This is a genomic window from Staphylococcus sp. GDY8P196P, from assembly GCF_017891705.1.
GTDB lineage: Bacteria > Bacillota > Bacilli > Staphylococcales > Staphylococcaceae > Staphylococcus > Staphylococcus ureilyticus.
The window spans coordinates 408,726-427,189 of the sequence record NZ_JAESJS010000009.1 but is presented as its reverse complement, the minus strand read 5'-3'; the positions used below and the strand labels follow the sequence as shown (position 1 = coordinate 427,189).

General features: G+C 32.8%; 14 protein-coding genes and 1 riboswitch. Of the genes, 10 read left to right on the top strand and 4 right to left on the bottom strand.

Annotated elements, in window-relative coordinates:
* Positions 1-2 precede the first annotated feature (2 nt).
* From KA814_RS06480 to ffh, 6 genes are all read left to right on the top strand, one after another.
* Positions 3-236 carry an acyl carrier protein gene (locus tag KA814_RS06480; protein WP_019467939.1) on the top strand — a complete coding sequence of 78 codons (234 nt, stop codon included), beginning with the start codon at positions 3-5 and terminating at the stop codon, positions 234-236.
* Positions 237-485: 249 nt separating this feature from the next.
* Positions 486-1,196, top strand: a complete 711-nt coding sequence (rnc, locus tag KA814_RS06475) for a ribonuclease III (RefSeq protein WP_151362707.1) — start codon at positions 486-488, stop codon at positions 1,194-1,196.
* A 255-nt stretch (positions 1,197-1,451) separates the two neighbouring features.
* Positions 1,452-5,021, top strand: a complete 3,570-nt coding sequence (gene smc, locus KA814_RS06470) for a chromosome segregation protein SMC (RefSeq protein ID WP_064209043.1) — start codon at positions 1,452-1,454, stop codon at positions 5,019-5,021.
* Positions 5,018-6,253: a signal recognition particle-docking protein FtsY gene (gene ftsY, locus KA814_RS06465; RefSeq protein WP_210122699.1), complete on the top strand. Its 1,236-nt coding sequence runs from the start codon at positions 5,018-5,020 to the stop codon at positions 6,251-6,253. Before smc ends, ftsY begins: the two co-directional genes overlap by 4 nt.
* Complete coding sequence (locus KA814_RS06460; RefSeq protein WP_046208657.1) at positions 6,240-6,572, top strand: putative DNA-binding protein; 333 nt, start codon at positions 6,240-6,242, stop codon at positions 6,570-6,572. Before ftsY ends, KA814_RS06460 begins: the two co-directional genes overlap by 14 nt.
* A 26-nt stretch (positions 6,573-6,598) precedes the next feature.
* Positions 6,599-7,966 carry a signal recognition particle protein gene (gene ffh / locus KA814_RS06455; protein ID WP_046208656.1) on the top strand — a complete coding sequence of 456 codons (1,368 nt, stop codon included), beginning with the start codon at positions 6,599-6,601 and terminating at the stop codon, positions 7,964-7,966.
* 254 nt (positions 7,967-8,220) lie between these two features.
* On the opposite strand, the gene KA814_RS06450 is transcribed toward ffh, so the two are convergent.
* Both KA814_RS06450 and KA814_RS06445 read right to left on the bottom strand, forming a co-directional pair.
* Entirely contained in the window at positions 8,221-9,531 is a 1,311-nt protein-coding gene (locus KA814_RS06450; protein WP_064209042.1) for an LLM class flavin-dependent oxidoreductase, read from the bottom strand.
* 19 nt (positions 9,532-9,550) lie between these two features.
* Positions 9,551-10,303 carry a 3-oxoacyl-ACP reductase gene (locus KA814_RS06445; RefSeq protein WP_064209041.1) on the bottom strand — a complete coding sequence of 251 codons (753 nt, stop codon included), beginning with the start codon at positions 10,301-10,303 and terminating at the stop codon, positions 9,551-9,553.
* A gap of 107 nt (positions 10,304-10,410) precedes the next feature.
* Positions 10,411-10,510, bottom strand: a riboswitch (TPP riboswitch).
* Positions 10,511-10,707: 197 nt separating this feature from the next.
* On the opposite strand from KA814_RS06445, the gene rpsP reads away from it, so the two are divergent.
* From rpsP to rplS, 4 genes are all read left to right on the top strand, one after another.
* On the top strand, positions 10,708-10,974 hold the full coding sequence (rpsP, locus tag KA814_RS06440; RefSeq protein ID WP_019468468.1) for a 30S ribosomal protein S16: 267 nt from the start codon (positions 10,708-10,710) through the stop codon (positions 10,972-10,974).
* 404 nt (positions 10,975-11,378) lie between these two features.
* Complete coding sequence (rimM, locus tag KA814_RS06435; RefSeq protein WP_064209040.1) at positions 11,379-11,885, top strand: ribosome maturation factor RimM; 507 nt, start codon at positions 11,379-11,381, stop codon at positions 11,883-11,885.
* Complete coding sequence (gene trmD, locus KA814_RS06430; protein ID WP_064209039.1) at positions 11,885-12,622, top strand: tRNA (guanosine(37)-N1)-methyltransferase TrmD; 738 nt, start codon at positions 11,885-11,887, stop codon at positions 12,620-12,622. The genes rimM and trmD overlap by 1 nt, the downstream gene beginning before the upstream one ends.
* Positions 12,623-12,725: 103 nt before the next feature.
* Positions 12,726-13,076, top strand: coding sequence for a 50S ribosomal protein L19 (gene rplS / locus KA814_RS06425; RefSeq protein ID WP_019468465.1), 351 nt, complete (start codon positions 12,726-12,728; stop codon positions 13,074-13,076).
* A gap of 83 nt (positions 13,077-13,159) precedes the next feature.
* Here the strand turns inward: rplS and KA814_RS06420 are convergent, their stop codons facing one another.
* Together KA814_RS06420 and KA814_RS06415 are read right to left on the bottom strand one after the other, a co-directional pair.
* On the bottom strand, positions 13,160-15,778 hold the full coding sequence (locus KA814_RS06420; protein WP_081254264.1) for a YfhO family protein: 2,619 nt from the start codon (positions 15,776-15,778) through the stop codon (positions 13,160-13,162).
* 28 nt (positions 15,779-15,806) lie between these two features.
* Positions 15,807-18,368: a YfhO family protein gene (locus tag KA814_RS06415; RefSeq protein WP_210122698.1), complete on the bottom strand. Its 2,562-nt coding sequence runs from the start codon at positions 18,366-18,368 to the stop codon at positions 15,807-15,809.
* Positions 18,369-18,464: the final 96 nt, after the last annotated feature.

Below are 18,464 nucleotides of genomic sequence, written 5' to 3'. Positions count from 1 at the left end.
ACGTGGAAAACTTCGACAAAGTAAAAGATATCATCGTTGACCGTTTAGGTGTTGACGCTGAAAAAGTAACTCAAGATGCATCTTTCAAAGATGATTTAGGCGCTGACTCACTTGATATTGCTGAATTAGTTATGGAATTAGAAGACGAATTTGGTACTGAAATTCCAGATGAAGAAGCTGAAAAAATCAACACTGTTGGTGATGCAGTTAACTTTATCAATAGTATGGAAAAATAATAAACAAATATCTGAGTCGTGGATTTTACGGCTCAGATTTTTTCTATTAAAAAGCAGTTAACTTTAGTAATCATATCAATAGTAATCGTTAAAGAGGATTAATGTTCTATAAATGATAAAATGAATGTATGATTAGCAGTTTTCCCTTTAGTTTTATAATAAATTCACGTAAAATATAAAGGCATAAGTATATACAAAATTACTTTAAATTGAGGTGGAAAAGTATTGACGAATCATAAAAAAAAAGAAATGGTTAATGTATTCCAAGAAAAGTTTTCAAAAAAAATGCAAGAATTAAATTTGAATTTTAATAAAGTGAATTTATATCAACAAGCATTTTCACATTCGAGCTTTATCAATGATTTCAATATGGATAGATTAGATCATAATGAACGTTTAGAGTTTTTAGGAGATGCGGTATTAGAATTGACGGTTTCACGCTATTTGTTTGACAAATATCCAGAGTTACCAGAAGGTAATTTAACGAAAATGCGTGCGACAATTGTTTGTGAGCCTTCACTTGTAATATTCGCGAATAAAATTGCATTACACGAACTTATCTTGTTAGGTAAAGGAGAAGAAAAAACAGGTGGTAGAACAAGACCCTCACTTGTATCAGATGCATTTGAAGCTTTTGTAGGTGCACTGTATTTGGACCAAGGCCTAACCGCTGTTTGGAAATTTGCTGAAAATGTGATTTTTCCATTTGTGGAAGACGATAAACTGGATGGTGTCGTCGACTTTAAAACACAGTTTCAAGAATATGTGCATCAGCAAAACAAAGGTGACGTTACTTATCGTTTAATCAATGAAGAAGGTCCTGCACATCATCGTTTATTTACATCGGAAGTGATTTTAGAAAACAAGCCGGTTGCGATAGGCAAAGGCAAAACGAAAAAAGAATCAGAGCAACAAGCAGCAGAAAGTGCTTATAAACTCTTGAAAAATAAAGAGGTTTAATGTCAGTTCCATCGTATATTGTGGTGTAGCTTACAGACGATTTAGCGCATGTTGGACGAAAATGTAAATAATTTAAGATGCGTTAATGAATGATGTGAAAGCATTTCTAATAGATGAGTTAATAAAGCATGTAATCATTGCAAGTCGCTGTGACAAATTTATTGATGCACTAATCATATAGAAGCGAGAGCATGAACGTATTTGCATTACGTTGTTTTTATCTCGCATCTGAGAAACACTTTAAAGGAGAATAGCATGGTATATTTGAAATCTATTGATGCCTTTGGATTTAAATCATTTGCTGAACATACAAATGTACAGTTTGATGAAGGTGTCACGGCAATAGTAGGACCTAATGGTAGTGGTAAGAGTAATATTACAGATGCAATTAAGTGGGTTTTGGGTGAACAATCTGCTAAATCATTACGTGGCGCAAAAATGGAAGATATTATTTTTTCTGGTGCAGAACATAGAAAAGCTCAAAATTTTGCTGAAGTAAAATTAAAATTAGATAATAGTTCAGGTAAATTAAATGTTGATACAGAAGAACTCGTAGTCACACGTCGTTTATATAGAAGCGGGGAAAGTGAATATTATTTAAATAATGACCGATCACGACTTAAAGATATTATAGAACTATTTTTAGATTCAGGATTAGGAAAAGAAGCATTCAGTATAATATCTCAAGGTCGCGTAGATGAAATTCTTAATGCAAAGCCAATTGATAGAAGGCAAATATTGGAAGAATCTGCAGGTGTACTAAAATATAAAAAAAGAAAGGCAACTTCTGTGCAAAAATTAGATCAAACAGAAGATAACCTGACGCGTGTAGAAGATATCTTATTTGATTTAGAAGGTCGAGTCGAACCATTACGTGAAGAAGCTGCAATAGCAAAAGAATATAAACATCTGTCTAGTGAAATGGAAAAAAGTGATGTGTTGGTCACTGTTTATGATATTGGACAATATAATCAAAATATTTATGAACTAGACGAAAATCTCAATCGCTTAAAAAGTCAACAAGCTTCAAAAGATGCGGAAAAGGCACAGCATACACAATCATTAAATCAATATAAATCTGAACGGCAACAATTAGATGAAACGATAGAATCTTTAAATTTTAAACTTGTTAAAGCGACTGAAGAAGTTGAAAAATTTGCTGGACAATTGAATGTGTTGGAAGAACGTAAGAAGAATCAATCGCAAACCAATGCACGATTTGAAGAAGAACAAGAAAGCATAGAGACACAAGTGACAAATTTAAAGCAAGAGCAATCAGAAGTAAAAGAACAAATCAAACAGTTAAAAACGAAACAAAATGATCTAAATGAAGAGATACAACAATATGAATCACAACTTTATGTGTCCGATGAACAACATGATGAAAAGTTAGAATCAATAAAAGATGAATACTATCAACTCATGTCAGAACAATCAGATGTCAATAATGATATACGCTTTTTAGAGCATACAATTCAAGAAAATGAAACGAAGCAATCACGTTTAGATTCACGCTTGCTTGATGCCTATAAGGAATTAAAAAATATTCAAACTCAAATCACTGAAACAGAGAAACAAAGTTCAATCGCAAAAAAAGAGTTGAAAAAAGCAGAAAGTGATTTAGCATCTTATGAAAAAAAACTAACGCAACTTAAAAATCAACAAAATGAATACGAAGAGAAATTACATCAAGCATACAGATTTAATGAAAAATTAAAATCACGTATTGATAGTTTAGCAACACAACAAGAAGAATATAGTTATTTTTTCAATGGTGTAAAACACATATTGAAAATGAAAGATAATAAACTTTCTGGCATCCGTGGTGCAGTAGCAGAAGTTATCCAAGTACCTTCGAATTTAACGAAAGCGATTGAAACTGCATTAGGTGCTTCGCTACAACATATCATCGTGGATTCTGAAAAAGATGGTCGTCAAGCAATACAATATTTAAAACAAAATGGTCTAGGAAGAGCTACATTTTTACCATTAAACGTCATTCAACCTCGTAATATTGCCAGCGATATTTTGAAGATAGCTAATAGTTCAATTGGTTTTGTGAACGTTGCTTCAAGTGCGATACAAGTTGAAAATGATTATAAACATGTGATTCAAAATTTATTAGGCAATACAATAATTGTAGACAACTTAAAAAATGCTAACGAATTAGCTAGAAAAATTCGGTATCGAACACGTATCGTAACGTTAGAGGGAGATATTGTAAATCCAGGAGGTTCCATGACTGGTGGTGGTGATCGTAAAACTAAGAGCATTTTATCTCAAAAAGATGAGCTCTCAACAATGCGTGCGCAATTAGAAGATTATCAGCAACAAACTGCTTCATTTGAAAAACAATTTCAAGCAATTAAAGAAGAAGCCGATGCGTTAAGTAATACTTATTTCGATACGAGTCAAAGTTATAATACGATAAAACAAAACGTACATAAATTTGACTTAGAATTAGATAGATTACGTAAACAAGAAACACATTTAAAAAATGAGCATGAAGAATTTGAATTTGAGAAAAATGATGGTTACCAAAGTGAAACAAGTAAGCAAACCTTAAATGAAAAAAAAGCGCAATTGGCAACAATCCAAACGCAATTGCAAAAATTAGAAGAAGATATTAATATCTATACAAAATTATCAAAAGAAGGTAAAGAGAGTACAACGTTAATACAACAAAAATTACATCAAAAACAATCTGATTTAGCAGTAGTTAAAGAAAGATTAAGTACTCAAAAGCAAACGGAAACAAGGTTAACGCATCAACTTAAACAATTAAAAGAGCAAAAACAAAAATTGAGTGAGCAAATTGAATTATTTAATTCGGATGAGATAACTGGTGAAAAAGCTTTCGAAACGATTCAAAATAATATTGAACAAAGTAAAAGTAATAAAGCGCAATTAACAGAAGACTTGGCTACTATTAAATCACAACGCCAAACTTTGAATGATACAATTGAGACAACAGAGCGTAAGTTGGAAGAAGCAAATCAAGATATTTTATCGATTGAAAATCGTTACCAAGATATTAAAGCAGAACAATCTCGTTTAGATGTGCTAATCAATCATGCGATAGACCATTTGAGCGAGCAGTATCATCTTACTTATGAACGGGCAAGTGAATTATATACACTAGAAGAGGATATTGACAGTTTACGAAAAAAAGTAAAATTAACCAAAATGTCTATAGAAGAATTAGGCCCCGTAAATTTAAATGCAATTGAACAATTTGAAGAAATCAACGAACGCTATACATTCTTGAATGAACAACGTGCTGATTTAAGAGCAGCCAAAGCGACGTTAGAACAATTAATAGAAGAAATGGATAATGAAGTGAAAGAACGATTTAAAGAAACTTTTCACGCTGTACAAGGTCATTTTTCTGAAGTATTTAAATCACTATTCGGTGGAGGACAAGCAGAGTTGCGTTTGACAGATGATGATTATTTATCAGCAGGGGTAGATATTATTGTTCAACCACCAGGTAAGAAACTGCAAAACCTATCACTATTAAGTGGTGGGGAACGTGCTTTGAGTGCAATTGCTTTGTTGTTCGCTATTTTAAAAGTGAGATCGGCACCATTTGTCATTTTAGATGAAGTAGAAGCAGCCTTAGATGAAGCCAATGTTATACGTTATGCACAATATTTAAAAGCATTATCAAACCAAACTCAGTTTATAGTCATTACACATCGTAAGGGTACAATGGAATTTTCTGATCGCTTATACGGTGTAACGATGCAAGAGTCAGGTGTATCAAAATTAGTAAGTGTCAATTTAAATACGATTGATGAAGTCATTAAGGAGGAACAAGTATGAGCTTTTTCAAACGACTAAAAGATAAATTCACAACGTCTGCAGAAAATCAAAAACCAGACGAATTAGAACAAGAACAACAATCTGAATTAGATGTAGATCAACCTCAATCATCCGAAGCGCCTAAGGAAAAAACAAAGCAGCCAAAAAAATTAAAAGAAGCTGATTTTGATGACGACGGATTAATTTCAATTGAGGACTTTGAAGAAATTGAAGCGCAACAACTTGGTGCAAAATTTAGAGCTGGATTAGAAAAGTCGCGTGAAAATTTCCAAGAACAGTTAAACAATTTAATTGCACGTTATCGTAAAGTTGATGAAGATTTCTTTGAAGCACTGGAAGAAATGTTAATAACTGCAGATGTTGGTTTTAACACAGTGATGGAACTCGTAGAAGAATTACGTACCGAAGCACAACGTCGTAATATTTCAGAAACTGAAGATTTGCGAGAAGTTATCGTAGAAAAAATTGTAGAAATCTATCATCAAGACGATGAACACTCAGAAATTATGAACATTGAAAATGAAGGGTTAAATGTCATTTTAATGGTAGGTGTCAATGGTGTGGGCAAAACGACAACAATTGGTAAATTAGCACATCGCTACCAAGCTGAAGGTAAGAAAGTGATGCTAGCAGCTGGTGATACTTTTAGAGCTGGTGCTATTGAACAACTCAAAATTTGGGGAGAGCGTGTTGGCGTAGAAGTAATGAGTCAAAAAGAAGGTTCGGATCCTGCAGCAGTTATGTATGATGCCATTAATGCAGCTAAAAGTAAGGGTGTAAATATTTTAATTTGTGATACTGCTGGGCGTTTACAAAACAAATCTAATTTGATGAATGAACTAGAAAAAGTAAAACGTGTGATAGGTAGAGCAGTACCTGAAGCGCCTCATGAAGTCCTACTTTGTTTAGATGCTACTACTGGACAAAATGCCTTGTCCCAAGCTAAATCATTCAAAGAGGTTACGAATGTGACTGGTATTGTATTAACTAAACTGGATGGTACTGCAAAAGGTGGTATCGTTTTAGCGATACGTAATGAATTAAAAATACCAGTTAAATATGTTGGTTTAGGTGAAAAATTAGATGATTTACAACCATTTAATCCAGAAAGCTATGTATATGGACTGTTTGCTGATATGATTGAACAAAATGTTGATGATTCAAACGCAGCGGACGATCGTACAGATAGCACGGATGTACAGAATGAAGGCCATACAGATGACACAAAATGATTTAATTAAGACCATACGTATGAATTATTTATTTGATTTTTATCAATCATTATTAACGGAAAAACAACGTAACTATCTAGAACTATTTTATCTACAAGATTATTCTTTAAGTGAGATTGCAGATACGTTTGATGTGAGCCGCCAAGCAGTGTATGATAACATAAGAAGAACTGGTGATTTAGTAGAAGATTATGAAATGAAACTAGGTCTTTATCAAAATTTTGAAAAACGACAAAACATATATGAAGCAATCAAAAAGCATATTGATGAGCCAGAAATAATTAAACAGTATCTTCAAACGCTTGAAGATTTGGAATAATTGAGAGTATAAAGGAGGGTAATGATATGGCATTTGAAGGATTATCCGATCGTCTTCAAGGGACGATGCAAAAGATCCGTGGCAAAGGAAAAGTTACAGAAGCAGATATTAAATTAATGATGCGAGAAGTCCGACTAGCATTACTTGAAGCAGACGTTAACTTTAAAGTCGTAAAGGATTTTGTCAAAACCGTATCAGAACGAGCTTTAGGTTCAGATGTAATGAAGTCATTAACACCTGGACAACAAGTCATTAAGATAGTACAAGAAGAACTTACACAACTGATGGGTGGCGAAAATGCAACCATCAAGATGGCCAATAAACCGCCAACAGTTGTGATGATGGTTGGTTTACAAGGTGCAGGTAAAACTACAACTGCAGGTAAATTAGCATTACTCATGCGTAAAAAATACAACAAAAAACCATTATTAGTAGCAGCCGATATTTATAGACCAGCTGCGATTGACCAATTACAAACTGTTGGTAAGCAAATTGATATTCCTGTTTATAGTGAAGGGGATCAAGTAAAACCTCAACAAATTGTAGAAAATGCCATTAAACACGCAAAGGAAGAACATTTAGATTTTGTTATTATTGATACGGCAGGTCGTTTGCATGTTGATGAAGCATTAATGGAAGAATTAAGTGATGTAAAAGAAATTACTAAACCAGATGAGATTATGCTTGTTGTTGATGCGATGACTGGTCAAGACGCAGTAAATGTAGCGCAATCGTTTGATGAACAGCTAGAAGTTTCAGGTGTAACCTTGACTAAACTAGATGGTGATACACGTGGTGGTGCTGCTTTATCAATTAGATCAGTGACACAAAAGCCAATTAAATTTGTTGGTATGAGTGAAAAATTAGATGGTTTAGAACCATTTCATCCAGAACGTATGGCTTCTCGAATATTAGGTATGGGTGATGTGTTAAGTTTAATAGAAAAAGCACAACAAGATGTAGATGAAGATAAAGCGAAAGATTTAGAAAAGAAAATGCGTACGTCCTCATTTACTTTGGAAGATTTCTTAGAACAATTAGATCAAGTTAAAAACCTTGGCCCATTAGATGACATTATGAAAATGATTCCTGGCATGAACAAAATGAAAGGGATGAATAATCTTAATATGGATGATAAACAAATTGACCATATTAAAGCTATTATTCAATCTATGACACCTAATGAACGAAATAATCCAGAAACATTAAATGTATCACGTAAAAAACGAATAGCTAAGGGTTCAGGACGTACTGTTCAAGAAGTTAACAGATTGATGAAACAATTTAATGAAATGAAGAAAATGATGAAGCAATTTTCTGGTGGCGGCAAAGGTAAAAAAGGTAAACGTAAGCAAATGGAGAATATGTTAAATGGTATGAATTTACCATTTTAACAATTTTGTCTATAAAATAGTTGTAAAAGCAGTGAGTAGAACATAAGGCATATTACAAAGTAAAGGACCAATCCGTATGAAAATGGATTGGTCCTTTTTATATGAATCATAAGTGATTTTGCTCGTGCATGCTTGCCTGGGGATATGGCTCGAGCCAGTAGTCTCTCGCTCATATCATAACCCTAGGCGTCAGCGCGTTACAAAATCATGGAAAATATTAAGTGATGAAATTTTATGTGTAGGTGGGAAGTTATTTAATTTGATTTAGGTAAATTCATATTTTCCCTAAATGTCTTACCCTCATATTGTATTCTAAAAAGATTTCTTTTTTGTAATTCAGGAATGATGTAATCTACAAAATCTTCTAAGCTATTTGGTAAAGTTGGTGGCATTAAATTAAATCCATCAGCTACCCCTGCATTGAACCAACGTTCCATTTCGTCAACAATCTGTTCAGGCGTTCCGATGAGTGTCAAGTGTCCACCACCTGCACTGAGATAGCCTAACAATTGTCGTAAAGTTGGGTTTTTATCTTTTATAATTTCCAATACAGTTTGGTAACGACCTTTAGGGCCATTAAAAGATTCCAATGGTGGTAAAGGTGGGACCGGTTCATCCAAATCCCAATTATGACAATCTTGATGAATGAAAAATTCTAATTGATTTAATGCTGTTTCAGTTGCTAAATGTGTGTCTAGTTTTTGCTTTTTAGCATAAGCTTCTTCGTATGTTGGTGCGACATATGTGACTAGTCCTGGAAAGACTTTTAAACTGTTCTTTGATTTACCTGCTAATTCCAGTTGATGATTTAATCTTTTTCTAAATGTAGTAGCTTGTTGTATATTCCAAGCTACTGCATAAACGGCATCTGCGTATTTCGTAGCTAGTGCAATACCAGGGTCGGATGCACCAGCTTGCATAGCAACAGGTTTTCCTTGTAGGCTACTTGGTGTTGTTAAAGGTCCTTGTACTTTAAAGTGTTCTCCAGTATGACTAATGGCATGGATATGATTTGCATTGATTAGAATATCTTGTGTCTTGTCATGTACAAAATCTTCTAAGCTCCAAGATGTTAATAGTTGATTCATAACACATGCAAATTCATCTGCTTTTTTGTAGCGTTCGTGATGTGCGGGTAAACTAGACATGCTATGATTTGCAGCTTCTAAATCCGTCATAGATGTTACTAAATTCCAACCTGCACGTCCTTGGCTCATATGATCAAGACTCAATAATTGTCTTGCAGCAGTAAAAGGATTCGAAAATGTACTTGAGATAGTCGCAACAAGACCTATATGATGAGTTACTTGCGCAATTGCTGCTAAATTCATTAAAGGGTCAAACCAAAAAGCAGGCATGTCATTATCCGTTTTTGCAGGAAAAGATTGATTATCAGCAAAAAATATAGCATCTAGCAAGCCTCGTTCTGAAAGTCGAGCTAACGATTGATAATAATTGATATCACCGATTCGTTCAATACTAGAATCTTGCATACGCCATGCAGCTTGGTGATGGCCACAACCGTAAATTAATACACCTATATTGAGATGTTGATCGTGCGTCATAATTGATGCCCTCCATATTTTAGTTCATTGTTAAACCGCCATCTACGGTAATATTTTGACCAGTGATACCATTAGCTTGATCGCTAACTAGAAATGCCACCATATTTGCTACATCTTGTGGTGTTGTTACTTTATGTAATGGTGTAGTCTGTTCAATTAAATCAAATACTTCATCTGAAGTGGCAGCACTGGCGTCTGTAGTTTTTAATAAACCACCAGAAACGACATTAGCTTTGATGCCATATTGACCAAGTTCAGCAGCAATATTTCTTGTAAAACCGATTAAACTTGATTTAGCGGTAGTATATTCATGATAGGGAACGACAGGATTTTGGTATAAATTCGTTCCGATAGATATAATAGTACCTGATTTATGCTCAATAAATTGGTCGATAACACTTTGGCTTACATTAAAAGCGCCTTTTAGAGTGCCGTCAATTTGTTGTTGGTAATCTGACCAATTTAAGTCTTTAAATGATTTTTGGCGAGAAGGATCAAATTTAAACCCTATAAGCGCATTATTCACAACAGCATCTATTTTTCCAAAATGATTGGTGGCTTCTGCAATTAATTGATCTACTTGTGCTCTGTCTGTGACATCAGCACGTATTGCAATTGCTTGTTCGTGACCAATTTCATCTACAACCTTTTCTGCTAACGCCTTATTCTGAAAATAATTGATAATTACATGATGTCCTTGGCGACCTAAAGTTTTTGCTATGGATGCTCCTAATCCTCTACTGCTACCAGTTATAAGTATTGTTTTACTCATCATTTCACTCCTAGAATCATTTATTAAATAAAAAAATACACAACCTCCATAAGAGAAGTTGTGTACTAAAAATCTACAATCTATAGTTAATATGCTGATATAGCTTTGTTATTTTTGTAACACTTCCCTCCGCTAGTATGGACTAGATCAGGTTCAAAGGGTTTGAGTAAATCTCATCTCAGTTAAAAAACACCCCTAGTGCATTTAATATTTAATTTATTTTCAATTTATAGTGTTTAATAGTTAATGTCAAGTTTACGATGATATCGAAAATAATATTGGTACAATGAAGTGATTAAAAGTATAAAATGGTAAAGAAGAAACTCTTTACAAACTTCTAGATAACTGTTAATATTATTTCTTGTAGAAAATAAAAATTAGAACAATCAAAGGAGAGAATATAAATGGCAGTTAAATTACGTTTAACACGTTTAGGCTCAAAAAGAAATCCATTCTATCGTATCGTAGCAGCAGATGCTCGTGCGCCACGTGATGGTCGTAACATCGAACAAATCGGAACTTATAATCCAAATAATGTAAATGCTCCAGAAGTTAAAATTGACGAAGAGTTAGCATTAAAATGGTTGAAAAATGGTGCTAAACCAACAGATACTGTACACAACATCTTATCAAGAGAAGGTATCTTGAAAAAATTTGACGATCAAAAATAATCGTCATTATTAGCACATAAAAATTTTAAAAAAAGAGAGCGTCGTGGAAATCTTAGTCATTTAAAATGATTTCGACGACTCATCTCGGTATGGATGACTATGGTTGAATGTTAACCATTGTGCATGCCAATATAATCATAAAAGGCTGAGACAATTCGTTTGTCCCAGCCTTTTAAATTAGCATACCGGTAATCATTTATATAAAGCAACATCAACAATTTAATAGGCTTATATGAGTGAATACATTGATCAAGAATGACTTAAGATGATTTATGCAATATTTTAGCTCATAACATATAGAGAAGGTTTAAAATAATACTAACAATTCATGTTATAATTATTTTAGTCGAAAAATAAAAAATAACGAATTTCAATGATACATATACATTATCGGAGGAGCTTATATGAAAGTAGAAATAGGCAAAATTATCAATACACATGGTATAAAAGGCGAAATTAAAGTCCAATCTCACTCAGATTTTACAGATGTACGCTTTCAACCAGGTGAAACTGTGATGATAGAACGTCAAAACGAACCAACATTAGAATTGAAAATTGCGACATATCGTATGCATAAAGGGTTGCACATGTTGACCTTTGAAGGTATCAACAATATTAATGATATTGAGCACTTAAAAGGTGAAATCCTTTTACAAGATAGAGACCACGAAGAAATTGAATTAGGGGAGCATGAATACTATTACTCAGATATTATTGGCTGTACCGTATTCGATGATAATGAAACACCTATTGGAAGAGTGATAGAAATTTTTGAAACGGGTGCCAATGATGTTTGGGTTGTCAAAGGTGATAAAGAATATCTTATACCATATATAGAAGATGTTGTTAAACATATAGATATTGAAGGTAGACGAATTGATATTACGCCTATGGAAGGACTGTTGGAGTAATGAAGATAGATTATTTAACTTTGTTCCCTCAAATGTTTGACGGTGTATTAAATCAATCGATTTTAAAAAGAGCGCAAGATAAGGAAATGCTACAAATTAATACTGTCGATTTTAGAGATTTTGCTGAAAATAAGCATAATCAAGTAGATGATTATCCATTCGGTGGAGGGCAAGGTATGGTGCTTAAACCAGAACCTATATTTAATGCGATGAAGAATATTGAAAAAACAGAAAATACACGCGTGATTTTAATGTGCCCACAAGGTCGACCATTTAATCAGGAAATTGCACAGGAACTCAGTCATTCAGAGCATTTAGTTTTTATTTGTGGGCATTATGAAGGATATGATGAACGCATTCGCCAGCATTTAGTTACGGATGAGATTTCTATGGGAGATTATGTTTTAACAGGTGGAGAATTACCTGCGATGGTAATGACCGATGCAATAGTAAGATTAATTCCAGGTGTTTTAGGTAATCAACAATCACATGAAGATGATTCTTTTCAGGATGGATTATTAGAATTTCCACAATATACTAGACCACGTTCATATCAAGATATGAACGTACCAGAGGTATTATTGTCAGGAAATCATGCACATATTGATCAATGGCGTCATGAGCAAAAACTGATACGTACATGGGAAAAGCGTCCAGATTTATTAGAAAATTATCCACTTACGGATAAAGACAAAGATATTTTAGAAAGATACAAAAAGCAATTGAAAAATGAATAACAGTGTGCTAACATAATTTAAGTGTGCGACACACGAAAATCACTATGATCCGCTGCTATATATTTGTCTAGGCAAGAACATAGGTTGAAGGAGAGAAAAAATAATGAGTAATCACAAATTAATCGAAGCAGTAACACAATCACAATTACGCACAGACTTACCTTCATTCCGTCCAGGTGACACTTTAAGAGTTCACGTACGTATTATTGAAGGTACTCGCGAACGTATCCAAGTATTCGAAGGTGTTGTAATCAAACGTCGCGGTGGAGGTATTTCAGAAACTTTCACAGTACGTAAGATTTCTTCAGGTGTAGGTGTGGAACGTACATTCCCATTACACACTCCAAAAATCGAAAAAATTGAAGTTAAACGTCGCGGTAAAGTACGTCGTGCTAAATTATATTACTTACGTGAATTACGTGGTAAAGCTGCTAGAATTAAAGAAATTCGTTAATCAGCATAAAAGTCATAAAAAAGAAGCGGTTCCTAATCGGAACTGCTTCTTTTTTATATTTTGTAATCAATTTGAAGATGATATTATTTTTTAATATAAATCCATTTTGTATAAACGAAACTTAAAATGATTCCAATAATACTTATTATTACTAATAACCATGTATGGGGCGGTGTATATTTAAGTGTAATTGTCTTTTGTCCTTGCTCTACAGGAATTACTGTCATGATACCATTACCTTTTTTAACTGGTAATGTTTTGCCTTTGTCTGTATAAGCTTTCATTCCATCTCTATAAGGCATTGGCAATACGAGGTAGCCTTCATCATTTTTATTTTTTTTAATTGTATAATGACGTGGATTTTGTGAAACTTTCACAGAATGTAGTTGTTTATGTGCTTTCTTTAATACATCGTAGTTTTCTCCATAAATTCCTTTAACATTAAAGCGATAATTACCTTTAGATAATTTTATATTCAAGTCTTGCACAGATTTTACTCGCATCGTTACTGGAGTGACAAAACGTCTATATTTATAAGATAGGTTATTACGATGTTGATTATATTCATTCACACCAACATTGTGAGCCTTGTCTGGCCCTAACAATTCAACATCCATCTCTACATAGAGATCTTCATACTGATTTGCAATAGATGCTGGTAACTGATAATGGACACCTCCACCATCCTTAGAAACGGTTAATTTATTTTTTTGTGTACGCTTTGCATTAATTAAATTGGTAGAAGTTTCTGATAGTAAGTTTTTATTTGGTGTGAACTGTTGATTTGTAGAATATTCATCTGCTTGATCAAAAACTACCCCCTGTAACATAGCTTGTTCTTTATCCATAGGCGATTTGAGATCTTTTTTATCGAATACTTTATTTGTAATGTGCGCACTTGGATAATTGGCTTTATTTGTTGAATGTATAAAGGATTCCTCATCAGAATGTTTGATTGTACTTTGCTTAGAAAAGCCATAGGGGATATTCTTGTCTTCTGGGCGACGTATACGATCATTGACATCCCAAAGTGCCATCAAATTTGCTCTATTTGAAAGTAGACGATAAGTGCTGTTTTTATCCGTATGCATATTGATTTGTAATGTTTTATCATAATACTTTAAAATGTCGCCATCGAAAATGCTTGAATATAATGCAATACCGTTAAAATGATATATCATTGGTGAATTCAAGCCGTATTGTGACATGTAATCAATTCTACTGAATGGATCGTCTTGATGCTGTTTAATTTTATCTATTTTATTCGCTAATGCAGGACTTTTATATTTTGAATCATGCATTGATAAAACAGTTGATTCGTATTTTTGAACATTATTGAAATGGTCGTTATCTAAAATAATCGCTTGTTGAATAATGAATAATATGATTAGCACAATAGACGGCCATTTTAATTTGAATAGTGATTTTTTATAAAGCAATATGCCGATAAAAATCATAATTACGAGACAGATGCCCATCCATGTCATTTTCTGGACTTTAACGATCATTTGCATGATTCCCATAATCATTAATACTGGAAGGGAAGCGAATATATACGACTTCAAAGATAATTCAGATAAATAATGAATGAACAATGCTATTAATCCAGCAGTAGTAAGTGCAAATATATAAACCCAACGGCGTTCAGGCGTTGAGAACCCATTAAACATACTATCGAAAAGAGGGGTTAGTGACCCTATAAGCATGATCCAAGTTGCAATCGCAAAAAGTTTATAATAATAATGTCGATATAGTTTAAAAGATAGTAAGGCAATGAGTGCGATGATAGTCACAGTGATATAAAATCCGTTTGTAAAAAAATGTTTTTGTCGTGCGAAATCTGTAATGACACCAAAATTAAAATTAGGATTACTTACTCTATCATTGTTTAAAAAAGAAGAAACGCCAGTATAAAAGCCCCAAATAGCAATTAAAGAACTTAATATAACAGCTGTAGGAATCATCCAAAGTTGTTGTTTCCTAGTAACAATATCTTTTGCATGAGGAAATACACATCTATAGATAAAGTAAGTCAAAATTACAATGGCTTCGTAATAACTAAAATAAAAATTAGAAAATAATGTTAAAGCAATAGAAAAAATAAATAATCCTATTTTTCTTTCTTTGTAAAACCGTTCAATACCGAGCAAAGATAGGGGAAGAAAAATTAATAAATCTCCATAATATGACCAAGTAAAATTAAAATAAATAACGGTTGTTGAAGCTGCATATAACATTGAAGCCAAAAATACTATGTGTTTTTTGAGCTTGATATAATTAAAGAAATAGAACGCAACGATAAATGTAGCGATGCATTTGAAAAAAGCTACTATTAATTGATTGCTTGCCCAATACGTGATGTCGCTAGGGTTGCTATTAAATATTACTTCAGATAACCATACGAATAAAAAATTAATTAGTACAAAAGGTGAGGTTGCGTAGTAATAGGATAAATCTTTAACATAATCTCCACCTAAACCAAAAGAATGGTCATAAAAACTTTTGAATTGGCTAAGGTGTTCGTAAAGATACATTTGGAAAGGCATCATTTGCCTAAAACCATCACCATGACCACTAAATACAGTACCGTCAGTTAAATAGCGATAAATATACGGTGTGAACGTTAATAAAGCTACGCCGACGCCCATTAAAAGAATTGTTAAAAATCTTGTTAGTTTGTGGGACCAAATTCTATGAAACACGGTCATACCTCATCTCAGATAAACTCCTTTATTTAAGTTTAGATTTTTTCTTTAGACACCAAAAAATACTTATTAAGATACTTATAACTGAAATTATAATCATCGTAAACCAATATTTAGGGCGGTATTTAATGATAATTTCACTATCTTGTTTAGTGACTGGTACGCCAGTCATCATATAATTTACTTTTTTATGATCTACATAAGCCACCATACCGTCACGATATGGAATGTTAATCGTTGCGATTCCCTTTGTATGTGGTGCTAACTTCACTTTTACTCCATTTTTAATATCATTATAATAATGATTTTGTTTCTTATTATAGGCTTTTTTGAGTTTGCTATAATTTTCACCATGAAGACTTTGAATATCAAAATAATAACTACCTCTAGGGTTAATAGCTATGTTAATATTACCATCTTTGTCTGGTTGTGTCCTATATAGTTGGTTTTCAACACCAGTTTTATAGGTCGAATTGTTATACAACCGGTGGTTAGCATAATTATTTATATTAATTGTATAATTACTGTCGGGTTGACCACGTCGAACTTTTAAATTTAAATAAAAGTCTGAATAACGTTTTCTTATATGATTTGGGACGTGAATTTTAATCTGACCTTGGTTTTTGGTCAGATAGATTTGTTGATTATTTTTCACTTTTATATTTTGGTAAGATATTTTAGTCGCATCGATAAGGTTTTGTGCGTTATCCGTGTAAGGTTTACCTGAATTTTTTATAACAACACCATCCAACATCGCATGTTCTCGATCGATAGGCGTTTTTAAAGTGTCGGAATTATATATTTGATTAGTCACTTTTACAGTAGGCAAGTTTAAAGTATTCTCATAAATGTGGTATTGTCCCTCACTTTTTACATTTTTAAAATAACTAGGCACATTGTCTTCGTAATCTTTTAACATTAAATATTTCATTGAAAATAAACTGCTAATATTTTGTCGTCCATTAGTACTTTGGTATCTACTCACTGATTCAGATTGAAGGTTAATTTTCAAATCATCATAGTAATAGTCTAAAATGTTATGATGAAAAATACTTGAATATAAACTTGAACCTTTAAAGAATTGATACATCGGTGTGTTATCTTGTTCATTAACACGCCAATCGATACGTTCGTCTTCCGTTTTTGAATGACTCATTTCAGAGACTAATTGTCTTTGTAACGGTGTGTTAAACAGACTTGCATTGACATAATAGCGATTTGCTCGTTCAACATGGTCTTCAAAATAAATTTGATTGCGTATAAAAACGGCTACAACAAGTGTTGCTAATATCAGTATGGCAGTATAATAAAAATAAATGAAACGTTTACGATAAGCTGGAGCTTTAAGACACAGTACTAGCAAGCCTATCAAACAAACAATAGGTGTAAACCAGAGCCATGAAACAAAATCATCATAAATCCACGCGCTCACATAAATAAAACTTAAACTGATGATTGAAGAAAAAATATAGTTTTTAATTGTTAACGTGCTAAAGTATTTTACATATAACCCAATGAGTAATGCAGCGTTAAAAGCAATTAGGTAATGCCATCTTTTTTGGGGAGCAGAAAAACCATTAAAGAGCTGGTCGACAAATGGCAAATAATTAGCGCCTATAGTAAGTATCATAAAAATTGCAAATAACTTAAAATAAAAATGCTTGTATAGTTTAAATGATAACAGTGCTTGTATTACTATAAATAAAATGACTATTAAGTAATTGTCATAAAATACATTCGTGTTTTGGTTGAAAGGTTCTAAAAAATCTACGTCTCCATTAAAAGGTATACGTCTGTTATTGGTATAAGCACGTAAACCGTGATAAAAAAAGAAAAGACTGCAACCAAGTGCTAAAATTGCAGCAATGAAGATGGTATATATTGCTTTAAACCTAGGAACGATATCATGTCTATGTTTAAATATTAGTCTAACTGTAAAATAGATTAGACCTACGATGAGTTGATAATACGCAAAATAAAAGTTATTTATTAAGGAAACTGTGACTACGATGATAAACATGGCTTTTTTTTCTTTTTGTAAAAATAATTCAATAGACCATAAGAGTAGCGGTAATAATATAAAAATATCACTGAAAAATGGCCAATATACAGTAAATCTAAAATAGAGTGGTGATATGACAAAAAGATATGACGTTAGTACTGCGATGCTTTTATTTTGAGTAATATAGCGTACAAAACCAAAAGTTGCTAACATCGCTAATGTTGATTTAAAAATGGACAATACAATAGCATTTGTCATCCAAAACATAATGTCTTGCGTGTCCCAATCAATCGCTAACTTTATGAGAAAGATGAAAATTACATTAAGTATAAACAAAATATTGGTTGAAAAATAGTAACTTAGGTCAGTGAAAAAATCTCCACCTAATCCGAAATCAGTGGCGTAAAACCATTGACCTTGACTCCATTTATCATACAAATACATTTGCATCGGTATCATTTGTTCCATGCCATCATTGGGCCCCGTAAATAAAACACCCTCATTTATAAATCTATAGATAACATAGCCATGTCCAATGATTGCTAATATAAAGCATAATAATATGTAAAAAAGCATCCTTTTCATGAGTAGTCTCCTGTAATCGAATTATTATTAATTCTATTGTAACGATTTTTTAGATTTATTGATAAAAATTACCATTATTTAATTTAAGAAAATTAA